At 66.7% G+C, this 15,199-nt stretch carries 8 protein-coding genes; 1 reads left to right on the forward strand and 7 read right to left on the reverse strand.

All coding sequences use genetic code 11. The features are described 5' to 3' along the window. Positions 1-67: 67 nt before the first annotated feature. The 6 genes from rpoC to ACLF6J_RS07260 all read right to left on the reverse strand — a co-directional run bounded on the left by rpoC (position 68) and on the right by ACLF6J_RS07260 (position 13,217). On the reverse strand, positions 68-3,943 hold the full coding sequence (gene rpoC / locus ACLF6J_RS07235) for a DNA-directed RNA polymerase subunit beta' (protein ID WP_421076845.1): 3,876 nt from the start codon (positions 3,941-3,943) through the stop codon (positions 68-70). An 81-nt stretch (positions 3,944-4,024) separates the two neighbouring features. Beyond that, positions 4,025-7,528: a DNA-directed RNA polymerase subunit beta gene (locus tag ACLF6J_RS07240; RefSeq protein WP_134353072.1), complete on the reverse strand. Its 3,504-nt coding sequence runs from the start codon at positions 7,526-7,528 to the stop codon at positions 4,025-4,027. A gap of 209 nt (positions 7,529-7,737) precedes the next feature. Further along, a complete protein-coding gene (locus tag ACLF6J_RS07245; protein WP_134353071.1) occupies positions 7,738-9,456 on the reverse strand; it encodes an ABC transporter ATP-binding protein in 1,719 nt (572 codons plus the stop codon). After that, entirely contained in the window at positions 9,453-10,418 is a 966-nt protein-coding gene (locus ACLF6J_RS07250) for an ABC transporter permease (RefSeq protein WP_047520784.1), read from the reverse strand. The genes ACLF6J_RS07245 and ACLF6J_RS07250 overlap by 4 nt, the downstream gene beginning before the upstream one ends. Before the next feature lie 34 nt (positions 10,419-10,452). Next, positions 10,453-11,457: an ABC transporter permease gene (locus tag ACLF6J_RS07255; RefSeq protein WP_047520782.1), complete on the reverse strand. Its 1,005-nt coding sequence runs from the start codon at positions 11,455-11,457 to the stop codon at positions 10,453-10,455. An 86-nt stretch (positions 11,458-11,543) separates the two neighbouring features. Beyond that, positions 11,544-13,217, reverse strand: coding sequence for an ABC transporter substrate-binding protein (locus ACLF6J_RS07260; RefSeq protein WP_047520780.1), 1,674 nt, complete (start codon positions 13,215-13,217; stop codon positions 11,544-11,546). A 163-nt stretch (positions 13,218-13,380) separates the two neighbouring features. Between ACLF6J_RS07260 and ACLF6J_RS07265 the strand changes: the two genes are divergently transcribed. Continuing rightward, positions 13,381-14,301, forward strand: a complete 921-nt coding sequence (locus ACLF6J_RS07265) for a sugar kinase (RefSeq protein ID WP_134353070.1) — start codon at positions 13,381-13,383, stop codon at positions 14,299-14,301. A 27-nt stretch (positions 14,302-14,328) separates the two neighbouring features. Here the strand turns inward: ACLF6J_RS07265 and ACLF6J_RS07270 are convergent, their stop codons facing one another. Continuing rightward, complete coding sequence (locus ACLF6J_RS07270; protein ID WP_047520776.1) at positions 14,329-15,195, reverse strand: MurR/RpiR family transcriptional regulator; 867 nt, start codon at positions 15,193-15,195, stop codon at positions 14,329-14,331. Between the last annotated feature and the right edge of the window lie 4 nt (positions 15,196-15,199).

Genomic DNA, 15,199 nt, shown 5'->3' on the forward strand with positions numbered 1-15,199 from the left:
TGCGCCCACCCCGGACACGAAGAAGGCCCCAGGCGAATCGCCTGGGGCCTTCTCACTCAGCACTCACTCAGTTGTAGGTACCGGGCGTGATGTCGTCCGTCGAGAACGCGTCGAAGTCGACGTAGCCGAAGTCGCCGTCAGCGTACGCACCGTCGGATGCGAAGATCCGGTTCGGGTAGCGCTCGCTCTTGGCTTCCTCGGTGGCCTCGACCGTGACGTCGCGGTACTTCGAGAGACCGGTTCCGGCAGGGATGAGCTTTCCGATGATGACGTTCTCCTTGAGACCGACCAGCGGGTCACGCTTGCCCTGCATCGCAGCCTCGGTGAGCACGCGGGTCGTCTCCTGGAAGGAGGCAGCCGACAGCCACGACTCGGTCGCGAGCGACGCCTTCGTGATACCCATCAGCTCCGGACGGCCGGACGCGGGGCGCTTGCCCTCGGACACAGCCTCGCGGTTGATCGACTGGTAGCGCTTGAGGTCGACCATCTCACCCGGGAGCAGGGTCGTGTCGGCGTGATCGACGACGGTGACCTTGCGGAGCATCTGACGGACGATGACCTCGATGTGCTTGTCGTGGATCGGCACACCCTGCGAGCGGTACACGCCCTGGACGCCGCCGACGAGGTAACGCTGCACCTCGCGAGCACCCATGACGCGCATGATCTCCTTGGGGTCGAGCGTGCCGACCTGCAGGGGCTGACCGACGGTGACGTGCTGGCCGTCCTCGACGAGAAGCGTGGCACGCTTCAGCACCGGGTAGACCACGGGCTCGTCGCCGCTGTCGGGCGTGAGGATGACCTTCTTGCCCTTGTCGGTCTCGTCGATCGTGATGCGGCCATCGGCCTCGGCGATCGGGGACGCCCCCTTGGGGGTACGCGCCTCGAAGAGCTCCTGCACACGGGGAAGACCCTGCGTGATGTCGTCCGCCGATGCCGAACCACCCGTGTGGAAGGTACGCATCGTCAGCTGGGTACCGGGCTCACCGATCGACTGGGCCGCGATGATGCCGACGGCCTCGCCGATGTCGACGGTCTTGCCGGTCGCGAGCGAACGGCCGTAGCACTGCGCGCAGACACCGACAGCGGAGTCGCAGGTCAGGACCGAGCGCACCTTGATGCTCTCGACACCGAGACCGACGAGCTTGTCGATCAGCACGTCACCCACGTCGTCACCGGCAGCGGCGAGCACCTCGCCCGACGCGCTCACGACGTCGGAGGCCAGCGTACGAGCGAACACCGAGTTCTCGACGTTCGCGTCGCGCACGAGCTCACCCTGCGAGTTCGGAGCGGCGATCGGGAGCTCGAGGCCCTTCGACGTGCCACAGTCCTCTTCGCGGATGATGACGTCCTGCGAGACGTCCACCAGACGACGGGTCAGGTAACCCGAGTCGGCGGTACGCAGAGCGGTGTCGGCCAGACCCTTACGGGTACCGTGCGTCGCGATGAAGTACTCCGCCACCGACAGACCCTCGCGGTACGAGGAGATGATCGGACGCGGGATGATCTCACCCTTGGGGTTATTCACCAGACCACGCATACCGGCGATGTTCCGGATCTGCAGCCAGTTACCACGAGCACCCGAGGACACCATGCGGTTGATGGTGTTGTCCTCCGGGAAGTTCGCCCGCATCGCGGCCTGGACCTCGTCGGTTGCCTCGGTCCAGATCTTGATGAGCTCCTGGCGACGCTCGGAGTCGGTCGTCAGACCCTTCTCGTACTGCGACTGAACCTTCGCGGCCTGCTTCTCGTAGCCGGCGACGATCTCGCCCTTGTTCGGCGGCGTGAGGATGTCGCTCAGGGCGACGGTCACACCGGAGCGCGTGGCCCAGTAGAAACCGGCGTCCTTGATGCGGTCCAGCGACGCGGCCGTCTCGACATTCGGGTACTCCTCGGCCAGCTTGTTGACGATCTGCGACAGCTTGTTCTTGTCGGCCTGCTCGCGAACGAACGGGTAGCCCTTGGGAAGCGTGTCGTTGAAGATCGCCTGACCCAGCGAGGCGTCGACGAGACCGTGACGCTCGTAGCCCTCGGGAGCTTCGCCCTCGAGGAAGGTCAGACCGGGGATGCGGATGCGGATCTTCGCCTGCAGGTCGAGGGTGCCCTCGTCCTTGGCCAGGATCGCCTCGCCCACCGAACCGAACGCACGACCCTCACCGACCGCACCCTCCCTGACCGTGGTCAGGTGGTGCAGACCGATGATCATGTCCTGCGAAGGCAGGGTGACCGGACGACCGTCGGACGGCTTCAGGATGTTGTTCGACGCGAGCATCAGCACGCGGGCCTCGGCCTGAGCCTCGACCGACAGGGGCAGGTGCACAGCCATCTGGTCACCGTCGAAGTCGGCGTTGAACGCCGCGCAGACGAGCGGGTGCAGCTGGATGGCCTTACCCTCGACGAGCTGCGGCTCGAACGCCTGGATACCCAGGCGGTGCAGGGTGGGTGCACGGTTGAGCAGCACCGGACGCTCGCGGATGATCTCTTCGAGCACGTCCCAGACCTCGGGACGGGTGCGCTCGACGGCGCGCTTGGCAGCCTTGATGTTCTGCGAGTGACCGAGATCGATCAGGCGCTTGATGACGAACGGCTTGAAGAGCTCCAGCGCCATCTGCTTGGGAAGACCGCACTGGTGCAGCTTCAGCTGCGGGCCGACGATGATGACCGAACGGCCGGAGTAGTCGACACGCTTTCCAAGCAGGTTCTGACGGAAACGACCCTGCTTACCCTTCAGCATGTCGCTGAGGGACTTCAGGGCACGGTTACCCGTACCGGTGACGGGACGACCGCGGCGACCGTTGTCGAACAGCGCGTCGACGGCCTCCTGCAGCATGCGCTTCTCGTTGTTGACGATGATCTCGGGGGCACCGAGGTCGATCAGACGACGAAGACGGTTGTTGCGGTTGATCACACGACGGTAGAGGTCGTTCAGGTCGGAAGTCGCGAAGCGGCCACCGTCGAGCTGGACCATCGGGCGCAGCTCCGGCGGGATCACCGGGACGACGTCGAGGACCATCGCGGCCGGGCTCATGCCGGTCTCGAGGAACGAGCTGACGACCTTGAGGCGCTTGATCGCACGGATCTTGCGCTGGCCCTTGCCCTCGGAGATCTGCAGACGCAGGTTCTCCGCCTCGGCGACGAGGTCGAACGCCGCAAGGCGACGCTGGATCGACTCGGCGCCCATGTAGGCCTCGAAGTACTGGCCGAAGCGGTCCTGCAGCTCGTGGAAGACGTCGTCCTCCGGGCGCAGGGCACCGACCTCGAGGGTGCGGAAGTCTTCCCACACGCGCTCCAGCTTCAGGATCGCGTCGTCTGCACCCTTGCGGATGAGCGACATCTCCTTCTCAGCGGCGTCCTTGACCTTCTTCTTGGCGTCGGCCTTGGCACCCTCTGCCTCGAGAGCAGCGAGCTCCTCCTCCAGCTTGGCCAGGCGCTCCGCGATCTTGGCGTCGCGACGGTCGCCGAGCGTCTTCAGCTCGAGGCGGATGTTGTTCTCCTGCGTGCCCAGGTCGCGGTGACGAGCTTCCTCGTCGACCGAGATGACCATGTAGGCGGCGAAGTAGATGACCTTCTCGAGGTCCTTCGGTGCCATGTCGAGCAGGTACCCGAGGCGCGAGGGCACGCCCTTGAAGTACCAGATGTGGGTGACCGGAGCAGCGAGCTCGATGTGACCCATGCGCTCACGACGGACGGAGCTCTTGGTGACCTCCACGCCGCAGCGCTCGCAGACGATGCCCTTGAAGCGGACGCGCTTGTACTTGCCGCAGGCGCACTCCCAGTCGCGGGACGGGCCGAAGATCTGCTCTCCGAAGAGACCATCCTTCTCCGGCTTCAGAGTGCGGTAGTTGATGGTTTCGGGCTTCTTGACCTCACCGTAGGACCACGCGCGGATGTTCTCTGCGGTGGCCAGGCCGATGCGAAGCTCGTCGAAAGTTGTGGACTCGAGCACTAGTTCTCCTGTGTCGGAAATTCTGTTTGAGAAGTCTGCTTCGGTGTGCCCGGGAGTTGGACCCCCGGGCACACCCGCGGATTAGATCTCGTCGATCGAGGCGGCCTCGAAGCGGCTGGAGATGTTGATACCGAGCTCTTCCGCGGCGCGGAACGCCTCATCGTCGGTGTCGCGGAGGTTCACCAGTGTGCCGTCGGCCGAGAGGACCTCGACGTTCAGGCAGAGCGACTGCATCTCCTTCATGAGCACCTTGAAGGACTCGGGGATGCCGGGCTCCTGGATGTTCTCGCCCTTGACGATCGCCTCGTACACCTTGACGCGGCCGAGGATGTCGTCGGACTTGATCGTGAGGAGCTCCTGGAGCGCGTATGCGGCGCCGTAGGCCTCGAGGGCCCACACCTCCATCTCACCGAAGCGCTGTCCACCGAACTGCGCCTTACCACCGAGCGGCTGCTGGGTGATCATCGAGTACGGACCCGTGGAACGTGCGTGGATCTTGTCGTCGACCAGGTGGTGCAGCTTCAGGATGTACATGTAGCCCACGGAGATCGGGGCCGGGAACGGCTCGCCGGAGCGGCCGTCGAACATCTGGGCCTTTCCGCTCGAGTCGATCAGGCGCACACCGTCGCGGGTCGGGGTTGTGGCGTCGAGGAGACCAGCGATCTCCTCCTCGCTCGCACCGTCGAACACCGGGGTGGCGACCTTCGTACCGGGAGCAGCCTCGAAGGCCTCCTCCGGCAGACGGACGGCCCACTCCGGGGTGCCCTCGACCTTCCAGCCCTGCTTCGCGATCCACCCGAGGTGGGTCTCGAGCACCTGACCGAAGTTCATTCGACCCGGGATGCCGAGCGGGTTCAGGACGATGTCGACCGGGGTGCCGTCCGCCATGAACGGCATGTCCTCGATCGGGAGGATCTTCGCGATGACACCCTTGTTGCCGTGACGGCCGGCGAGCTTGTCACCCTCGGTGATCTTGCGCTTCTGGGCGATGTAGACCACGACGCGGCGGTTGACACCGGAGCCGAGCTCGTCGTCGCCGTCCTCGGCGTTGAACTCCTTGACCGCGATGATGGTTCCCTGCTCGCCGTGAGGCACCTTCAGGGACGTGTCGCGGACCTCGCGGCTCTTCTCGTTGAAGATCGCACGCAGCAGACGCTCCTCGGCCGACAGCTCGGTCTCACCCTTCGGCGTGACCTTGCCGACGAGGATGTCGCCGGGGCGGACCTCGGCGCCGATGCGGATGATGCCGCGCTCGTCGAGGTCCTTCAGCAGCTCCGGGCTGACGTTGGGGAGGTCACGGGTGATCTCCTCCTTGCCGAGCTTGGTGTCGCGCGCGTCGACCTCGTACTCCTCGATGTGGATCGAGGAGAGGGTGTCGTCCTTCACCAGGTCCTGGCTCAGGATGATCGCGTCCTCGAAGTTGTAGCCCTCCCACGTCATGAACGCGACGAGGAGGTTCTTCCCGAGGGCCAGCTCGCCGTTCTCGGTAGCGGGACCATCGGCGATGACCTCTCCGACCTCGACGCGCTCACCGGCGTTGACGACGACCTTCTGGTTGTACGACGTGCCCTGGTTCGAGCGGTCGAACTTGCGGAGGTGGTACTCCTGCGTCCCGCCCTCATCGAGCATGACGACGACGCGGTCTGCGGAGACCTCGGAGACGACACCGGCCTTCTCGGCGGTGAGGACGTCACCGGCGTCGATGGCCGTGTAGCCCTCCATACCGGTTCCGACGAGCGGCGAGTCGCTGCGCAGCAGCGGGACGGCCTGACGCTGCATGTTGGCGCCCATGAGGGCGCGCTGTGCGTCGTCGTGCTCGAGGAACGGCACGAGCGAGGTCGCGACCGACACCATCTGGCGCGGGGAGACGTCGATGTAGCCGATGTCTTCCGGCAGGAACATGTCGACCTCGCCGCTGCCGCCCTTGGGGCGGGCCAGGACGTGGCTCTCGATGAAGCGACCCTTGGCATCGAGCGGGGCGTTCGCCTGCGCGATGTTGAAGTCGACCTCTTCGGAAGCCGTGAGGTAGTCGATCTGCTCGGTCACGACGCCGTCGACGACCTTGCGGTACGGGGTCTCGATGAAACCGAACGAGTTGATGCGCGCGAAGGTCGCGAGCGCACCGATCAGACCGATGTTCGGGCCTTCCGGAGTCTCGATCGGGCACATGCGGCCGTAGTGCGAGGGGTGGACGTCACGGACCTCGACGCCGGCGCGGTCACGGGAGAGACCACCGGGTCCGAGCGCGGAGAGACGACGCTTGTTCGTCAGACCTGCGAGCGGGTTGTTCTGGTCCATGAACTGCGACAGCTGCGACGTTCCGAAGAACTCCTTGATCGCGGCGACGACGGGTCGCACGTTGATCAGGGTCTGCGGCGTGATCGCCTCGATGTCCTGCGTGGTCATGCGCTCGCGGACGACGCGCTCCATGCGGGAGAGACCGGTGCGGACCTGGTTCTGGATGAGCTCGCCGACCGCGCGGATGCGACGGTTGCCGAAGTTGTCGATGTCGTCGGTCGCGAGACGGATCTCGGCCTTCTTGCCACCGCGGATGCCCGTGAAGGTCTCCTCGGTGCCTGCGTGCAGGCGGACGAGGTACTTGATCGTGGCCACGATGTCCTCGACGGTGAGCACCGAGGAGGTCAGCGGCTGGTCCAGGCCCAGCTTGTGGTTGATCTTGTAACGACCGACCTTGGCCAGGTCGTAGCGCTTCGGGTTGAAATAGAAGTTGTCCAGGAGGGCGCGAGCGGCCTCGGCGGCGACCTGCTCGCCCGGACGGAGCTTGCGGTAGATGTCGCGGAGCGCATCTTCCTTCGTGACGATCGTGTCCTTCGCGAGCGTCTCCTCGATCGAGGTGTAGCCGGCGAACTCGGTGAGGATCTCCTCGCTGGTCATGCCCAGCGCCTTGAGGAAGACGGTGACCGACTGCTTGCGCTTGCGGTCGACGCGCACGCCGACCTGGTCGCGCTTGTCGATCTCGAACTCGAGCCATGCGCCACGGCTCGGGATGACGCGTGCCGACACGATGTCCTTGTCGGACGTCTTGTCGGGGGTCTTGTCGAAGTAGACGCCCGGGGAGCGGACCAGCTGCGAGACGACGACGCGCTCGGAGCCGTTGATGATGAACGTGCCCTTGTCGGTCTGCAGCGGGAAGTCGCCCATGAAGACCGTCTGGGTCTTGATCTCACCCGTGAGGTGGTTCATGAACTCGGCCTCGACGTACAGCGGAGCGGCGTAGGTCTTGCCACGCTCCTTGCACTCCTCGATCGAGTACTTCTCCGGCTCGAGGTAGGGGTTCGTGAACGACAGCTGCATCGTCTCGCCGAGGTCCTCGATCGGAGAGATCTCCTCGAAGATCTCGCCCAGACCGCTGTTCTCGTTGACGTCCGTGCGCCCCTGCTTCTTGGCCTCGGCCACGCGCGCCTTCCAGGCGTCGTTGCCGACCAGCCAACCGAAGGATTCGGTCTGCAGAGCGAGAAGGTCAGGGACCGTCAGCGTGTCGGAGATCTTGGCGAACGAAAGACGGGAAGCTCCGCGTCCGTTCTTGGTGGTGGTGGATGTGGATGCGTTGCGAGCAGCAGCCAAGGGAATAACCTCCGTGAGCCCCGCAGGGCTTCTCGATTCCTTTGTCGTCAGGTGGAGTGTGCGCTCGAGAACTCAACGAAATGCCGACCACCATATGAGGGCAGGGAGGAGCGAGCGCAACTACCAACTATACGCACGATTGTGCGACATGGCAAGCGCAGTCCTTGACCAATGTGGGAAGCTGCGGTATGAGCCCTGGCCCGGTGCTCTCAGGACGCGATGTTCAGCTCGTTGCCGGGGATCGAGGCCAGCAGTCGCCGCGTGTACGGGTCCCGCGGGTTGGTGAAGATCTCCTCCGAGGTCGCCGCCTCGACGAGCCTGCCGTCCTTCATGACGCAGACGTAGTCGCTGATCAGTCGCACCACGGCGAGGTCGTGGGAGATGAACAGATAGCTCAGTCCGTACTCCCGTTGCAGGTCGCCGAGCAGCGTGAGGATCTGGTCCTGCACCAGCACGTCGAGCGCCGAGACCGGCTCGTCGCAGACGATCACATCGGGAGAGAGCGCGAGGGCCCGCGCGATCGCGACGCGCTGCCGCTGACCTCCGGACAGCTCGGACGGGTAGCGACGCAGCATCGACTGCGGCAGCGCCACGTCGTCCAGCAGCTGCCGTACGCGCGTGCGTCGATCGGCTCCGCTGCCCCTCTTGTAGAACTCCAGAGGTTCGGCGATCAGACGCTCGATCGTGAACATGGGGTTCAGGCTCGAGTACGGATCCTGGAAGATGGGCTGCACCTGCTGGCGGAACTCGCGCGTCTCGGCCCGCGAGAGCGCCGAGATGTCCTTGCCCTCGTAGCGGATCAGTCCGCTCGTGGGCTCGATCACCTTCAGCAGCATCCGCGCGGTCGTGGTCTTCCCCGAGCCGGACTCCCCCACGATCGCGACCGTCTCCCCGCGCGGGATGACCAGCGACACGTCGTCGACGGCCACGAAGTCCTCACCACGCCCCCGCACCGGGTACACCTTGGTGAGGTTCTCGATCTCGACGATGTTGTCGGCGGGGACGGTCCCGGCGGCATCCGTCTCTGCGGCATCCGTCTCTGCGGTGCGCTCCTGCACCCGGAAGGCCTCCGGCCGCAGTCGGGCGGCGGCGACCGAGGGAGCGGCCTTCACCAGCGACTGCGTGTACGGATGCTGCGGATCCTCCAGGATCTGCCGCGCGGCTCCTTGCTCGACGACCTTGCCGCGGTGCATCACGATCACGCGCTCCGCGCGCTCGGCGGCGAGCCCGAGGTCGTGGGTGATGAGCAGCACGGCCGTTCCCAGCTCGCGGGTCATCTGGCCGATCTGATCGAGGATGGTCTGCTGCACGGTCACATCCAGGGCGCTGGTCGGCTCGTCGGCGATCAGCAGTCGCGGCTTGCACGCCAGACCGATCGCGATGAGCGCGCGCTGGCGCATGCCGCCGGAGAACTCGTGCGGGTACTGCTTCGCACGCCGCTCCGGGTCGGGAAGGCCCGCGGCCGTGAGTGCCTCCACCACCTTGGCCTGCACATCCTGCCGGGTCGCGAGACCGTGGGCGAGCAGCGTCTCGGCGACCTGCGTGCCGATCTTGGCCACCGGGTTCAGGTTCGACATCGGATCCTGCGGGACGAGACCGATGTCCCGGCCGCGGATCGTGCGCAGCTCGTTCTCGGAGGCGTGGGTGATGTCCTTCCCGTCGAGCCGGATGCTCCCGGAGGCCACCTTCCCGCCCCCCGCGAGAAGTCCGATGATCGCCATCGCGGTGGTCGACTTGCCCGAACCGGACTCGCCCACGATGGCGACGGTCTCGCCCGGACGGATCTCGAGGTCGACACCTTCGACGGCGTGCACGACCCCGTCCATGGTGGCGAAGTCCACGGCGAGTCCTTGGACCGACAGCAACGGCTCGGTCGACATCTGATTCTCCTTCACGGCGCGCGTCGCGCCTTCGTCGCGTGCGTTCATCGCGCCCTCGTCCGCGGGTCCATCGCCTCGCGCAACGCCTCGCCGAGGAGGGTGAAGCCGAGCGCCGTGACGGCGATGCAGATGCCGGGGAGGAACGCGAGCCACGGGGCGATCGCGAGTTCGGACTGTGCGTAGGTGAGCATGCGCCCCCACTCGGCCGTCGCGGGGCCACCGCCGCCGAGACCGAGGAACGACAGTGCCGCCGCATCGATCACGGCGGTTGCGAGCGTCAGCGTCCCCTGCACGATCACGGGGCCGATGGCGTTGGGGAGCACGTGCGACATGGTGATCTTGCCGCGGCCGAGGCCGAGCGTCTGCGCCGACAGGACGTAGTCACTCGAACGCTGCTGCAGCATCGACGCACGGAGCAGCCGCGCGAAGATCGGCACCTGGGACGCACCGATGGCGATCATCACGGCGAACGGGGTCTGCCCGAGGATCGCGGCGATCGACACCGCGAGCAGCAGGTTCGGCACCGAGAGGATGATGTCGACCACGCGCATGATCACGGTGTCGACCCAGCCGCCGAACGTCCCGGCGATGAGGCCGAGGATCATGCCGCCGACGAGGCCCATCGCGGTCGAGATGACACCGATCAGGAGTGATGCCTGCGCGCCCCAGATCAGCTTCGACAGCACGTCCCCGCCGAAGCGGTCGAGGCCGAGCGGGAACTCCGGCAGCTCCCCCGGACCGGGGATGTGGGTCGGCGTGATGTACTTCGCCCCGGGAAGCGCCGTCTCCGGGTACGGAGCCAGCCAGGGGGCGAGTGCGGCGACGAGCAGGAACAGCAGCACGATGACGGCGCCGATCCAGGCCGTGGGATTGCGACGGAGGCGGCGGAACACGTCCTGCCAGAATCCGCCGGAGCTCTTCTTCAGGTCGGCCTGCGCGATCGCGACGGTGTCGATGCCGCCGCCGCTCTCTGCCGATGGCCCCTGGGCGGGCGGAAGAGGGATGCTCATGCGACCGCCTCCTTTCGGACGATGGAGAGGGACATCACTGCACCCTCACTCTCGGGTCGATGAAGCTGTAGGAGACATCGACCGCCAGGTTGATCAGCGCGTACGCGATCGCGATGAAGATGATGAAACCCTGAAGGACCGGGAAGTCCCTGGTGAAGATCGCCCTCGCCAGGAACGAGCCGATGCCGGGGAAGGCGAACACCGTTTCGGTGAGCACCGCCCCGGAGATCAGGAGTCCGGTCTGCAGGCCGATCGTGGTGATCACCGGGAGCATGGCGTTGCGCAGGATGAAGCGGTTGCGCAGCGTCGGGGAACCGACGCCCTTCGCCCGACCGGTGCGCACGTAGTCCGCGTTCTGGACTTCCAGCACACTCGCCCTGGTGATGCGCACGATGATCGCGAGCGGGATCGTCCCGAGCGCGAGCGCCGGCAGGATCAGATGCAGGATCGCGTCCCATGCGGCGTCGAATTCACCGGTGATGATGCCGTCCCACACATAGAACCCCGTGGGATGGGTGGCGTCTATTCGAGGATCCTGTCGTCCGTCCGACGGCAGCCAGCCCAGCTGCACGGCGAACACGTACTTCAGGATGAACGCCAGGAAGAACACCGGGATCGTGATGCCGACGAGGCTCAGCACGACCGATGCATGGTCGGTGAACTTGCCGTGACGGCGGGCCGCCCAGTAGCCCAGCGGGATACCGATGCCGACCGCGAAGATGAGCGCCATGACGCTCAGCTCCAGCGTCGCGGGGAACCGGCGGAGGAACTCCTCCGTCACCGGCCGGTTCGTCTGGATGGACGTTCCGAAGTCGCCCTGCAGGAGCCGGCCGATCCAGGTGAAGTACTGCTGGATGATCGGCTCGTCGAAGCCGTAGAGCTCGTTGACCCTGGCGATGGCCTCGGGGGTGGCCTTCTCGCCGAGGAGGGCGACCGCGGGGCCGCCGGGAAGGGCCCTGACCCAGGCGAACAGCAGGATGCTGAGCCCGAACAGGGTGGGGATGAGGAACAGCAGTCGCCTGCCGATGGTGCGCAGCACGAAGATCTCCGTCGATCGGAAGGTACGCCGTTCCCCGGTCCCGCGGAGTGCGCGGGACCGGGGTTCGACGTATCACACGGTCAGGCCTACTTGGTGAGGACGATGTCGGTGAAGACCTCGTCGTTCACGGGGCTGGCCGGGTAGCTCTCCACGCGCGGGTCGAACGCCAGGGTCGGCGCGGGGTGCGCGAGCGGGACACCGGGGATGAACGTGGCGACCATCTCGTTGATCTCTTCGTACAGCGCGGTCTGCTCCTCGAGGTTGGAGACGCCGCGCGCCTCGGTCAGCTTCTGGAACAGCTCCGGGTTGTCGAAGCCCCACTCGGAGCTCTTCTGTCCGAAGAAGACGCCGACGAAGTTGTCGGTGTCGTTGTAGTCACCGGTCCAGCCCAGCAGGTGGATGCCGTGGTCGGCCGTGCCGGTGGTGCGGTCGAGGTACTCGACCCACTCCTCCGAGACCGGGGTGGTCTCGACGCCGACTTCGGAGAGCTGCGACGACAGGACCGTGTAGATCTGCTCGGGGTCCGGCATGTAGGGGCGAGAGACGTTGACCGGGTAGTTGAACGTCAGCTTCAGCGGGTTCGCCTCGTCGTAGCCCGCCTCGGCCAGCAGCGACTTGGCCTTCTCGGGGTCGTAGTCGAAGGTCGTCACGTCCGGGTTGTAGCCGTTGACGACCTCGGGGACGAACTCGATCGCCTTCTGCGTGCCCTCGGGGAGCACCTGGCTGATCAGGGCGTCCTTGTCGACGGCGTACGACAGCGCCTCGCGGACCTTCGGGTCCTGGAGCTCCGGGACGGCCTGGTTGAACGCGAGGTACAGGATCGTGAACGGCGGGCGCGAGACCATCGTGAACCCGTCGTCGGCGAGGGCCTTGGTGTCGGCGGGGCCGACGAGGTCGTAGCCGTCGATCGAGCCGGACTCGAGTGCCTGGCGGCGGGCGGTCGGGTCATCGATCGTGCGGAAGATGATCTCGTCGATCTGACCGGCATCGCCCCAGTAGTCGTCGTAGGCCGTGAGCGTGACCTGCTCGCCCGGTGCCCACTCCTCGAACTGGTACGGCCCGGTACCCACCGGGTGTCCCATCGCGTACTCGGACAGCTGCGGTGCCTCGGCAGAACCACTGACGTCGTCGGCGCCGAACTCCTGCATGGCCGACGGGCTCTGCATGGCGAACGAGGGCAGCGAGAGGGAAGCGACGAAGCCGGCGAACGGCTTGTTCAGGTCGACCGTGACCGAGTAGTCGCCGTCCGGGGTGCACGACTTGTAGACGGCATCCGCCGCGTTGGAGGCGTACCCCTTGAAGAGCTTGTTGTAGTAGTAGCCGAAGGCCTCAGAGGCGGCCAGACCGGTCCAGTTGAACCAGCGGTCGAAGTTGGCGCAGACGGCCTCGGCGTTGAACGGCGTCCCGTCCTGGAAGGTCACGTTCTCCTTGAGCGTGAACGTATGCGACATGCCGTCCTCGGACGACTCCCACTTCTCGGCGAGGAGCGGCGCGGGGTCGGCGGTGCCGGGCTCGGTGCCGACGAGACCCTCGAAGATCTGACGCGAGACGCGGAAGCTCTCGCCGTCCTGCGCGAACGCGGGGTCGAGGCTCGCCGGGTCGGAGGACGCCGCGAAGACGAACGTCCCGTCCACGTCGCCGGAGCCCTCGGCGCCGTCATCTCCTCGTTCGCTCGCGACACACCCGGCGAGGGCGAGAGCGGCGATCGTGGCTCCGGCTGCGGCGATGAGACCTCGCCGACGCTTGACTGATTGGTGCATTGTGTGACCTTCCCTGTCGGGCGCTTCTTTGCGCGTCCCGAAGCCTCTTCGCCTCGGGGACGGTGATGACTAGACGGTACCCAGCGGATCCTCAGATACCAAACGCATCCAGGTTGCAATCCGGTATCGGCGCGACAGGCGTCGATCCGGTAGTGTCCAGATCGTGCCCGACTCCCCCACGCTCGCCGTATGCTTCGGAGAAGGTATGGTCGCCCTGGTCGCGGCCGCCGCGGGACCGCTGGAGGACTGCCGGACCTTCCACCGCTCCCTCGCGGGAGCCGAGTGGAACACCGCGATCGCCCTGGCGTCCGCCGGTATCCGCACCGCCGTCGTCTCGCGCGTCGGCGATGACGGGTTCGGTCGCTTCCTCAGGGCGGAGCTGCGCGCCCACGGCGTCGACGATTCCGCGGTGCAGGTCGACGCCGACGCGCCGACCGGACTCTATGTGAAGGAGCTCGCCCCGCGAGCGGATGGCGCGGTCGACGGCACGATGCACTACTACCGGTCGGGTTCCGCGGCCTCGGCGATGTCCCCGCAGACGTTGGCCGAGCCGAGGACCTCCGCACTCCTCGCCGAGGCGGCGCTCGTGCACACCTCCGGAATCACCCCGGCCCTGTCCGCATCGGCACTCGCGGCGCAGGAATCGCTGTTCGCCGACCGGCGTCCCGACAGTCTGCTCAGCTTCGACCTGAACTGGCGGCCCGCGCTGTGGCGTGGCCGCATGGCGGAGGGGAAGGCGGTCGTCTCGGACTTCGCCCGCCGGGCCGACATCGTGTTCTGCACCCGTCCCGACGCCGCGGCGGTGTTCGGGACCAGTGACCCGCAGGAGCTCCGTGCGCTCTTCCCCGAGCCCCGGTACCTGCTGGTCACCGACTCCGGCGGCGCCGTCGCCTACGACGGCACCGAACGTGCCGAGAGTGAAGCGCTCGACGCCCCCGTCGTCGAGACGATCGGTGCCGGGGATGCCTTCGCCGCCGGATTCCTGGCCGGCGTCCTCACCGGACTCTCACTCACGGGAAGCCTCGCCCGCGGACATCGCATCGCGACGCGCGCGCTCGTCAGCACCCGCGACCACGTCGACTGACACGCCCTCGGTCCGGGAAGAGTGGCCTCAGGGCCTCCGTCGCGACGGGACCGCGTCGTGCGTGCGCTGCAACGACACGGCCACCGGTTCACCGCTGTGCTGCACGACGCGGACGAAGAGCACGTCGACCAGGGCGAGCTGGGCGATACGGCTCGACATCGCGGCCATCCGGAACGGCGACTCCCGCGCGTGCGTGAGCAGCACGACATCCGCCGCGAGCGCCACCGGTGAATCGGCCACGCTGGTCACCGCGACCGCCAGGGCTCCGGCGTCGCGCGCGACGTCGAGAGCACGGATCGTCTCGGCGGTCTCGCCGCCGTGCGAGAACGCGATCGCCACATCACCGGTGGTGCGCAGAGCGGCGGCGGTCACCGCGAGATGCGGATCCGAGGAGTGCGAGACCGAGCATCCGATGCGGGACAGCTTCAGCAGCAGGTCCTGCGCCGTCAGGGACGACGCCGCCTGCCCGAAGAGGTCGATGTGCCGTGCACCGACCACCGCGCGAGCGACCCGGTCGAGGGCATCGGCATCGAGGGCGAGCGCGGTCTGCTCGATCGCGTCGATCTCCTGCGCGGCGAGCTTGGCCGCGATGGCCGTCGGCCCGTCCTCCCTGTCGATCGCCGTGGTGTCCAGGCCGAAGCGCGCCTGCTGCGCCTGCGCGAGCGTGATGGCACGCGCGACCGCGACCCGGAGTTCCCGATACCCGGAGTAGCCCAGGGACTGGGCGTAGCGGGCGACCGTCGACAGGGACGTGTGGCAGAGCTGGGCGAGATCGTTGATCGCGAGGTCCACGACGAGCGTGGGGTCTCCGAGGATCGTCTCGGCAACCCGTGCCTCTGCGGCACTCACCTTCGGAAGGGAGCGTCGCACCCGAGCGAGAACGTCATCGTCCATGGGG

Origin of the sequence: Microbacterium sp. IO18, from assembly GCF_049099505.1 — a bacterium.
In the GTDB taxonomy this organism is placed as follows: Bacteria; Actinomycetota; Actinomycetes; order Actinomycetales; family Microbacteriaceae; genus Microbacterium; species Microbacterium aurugineum.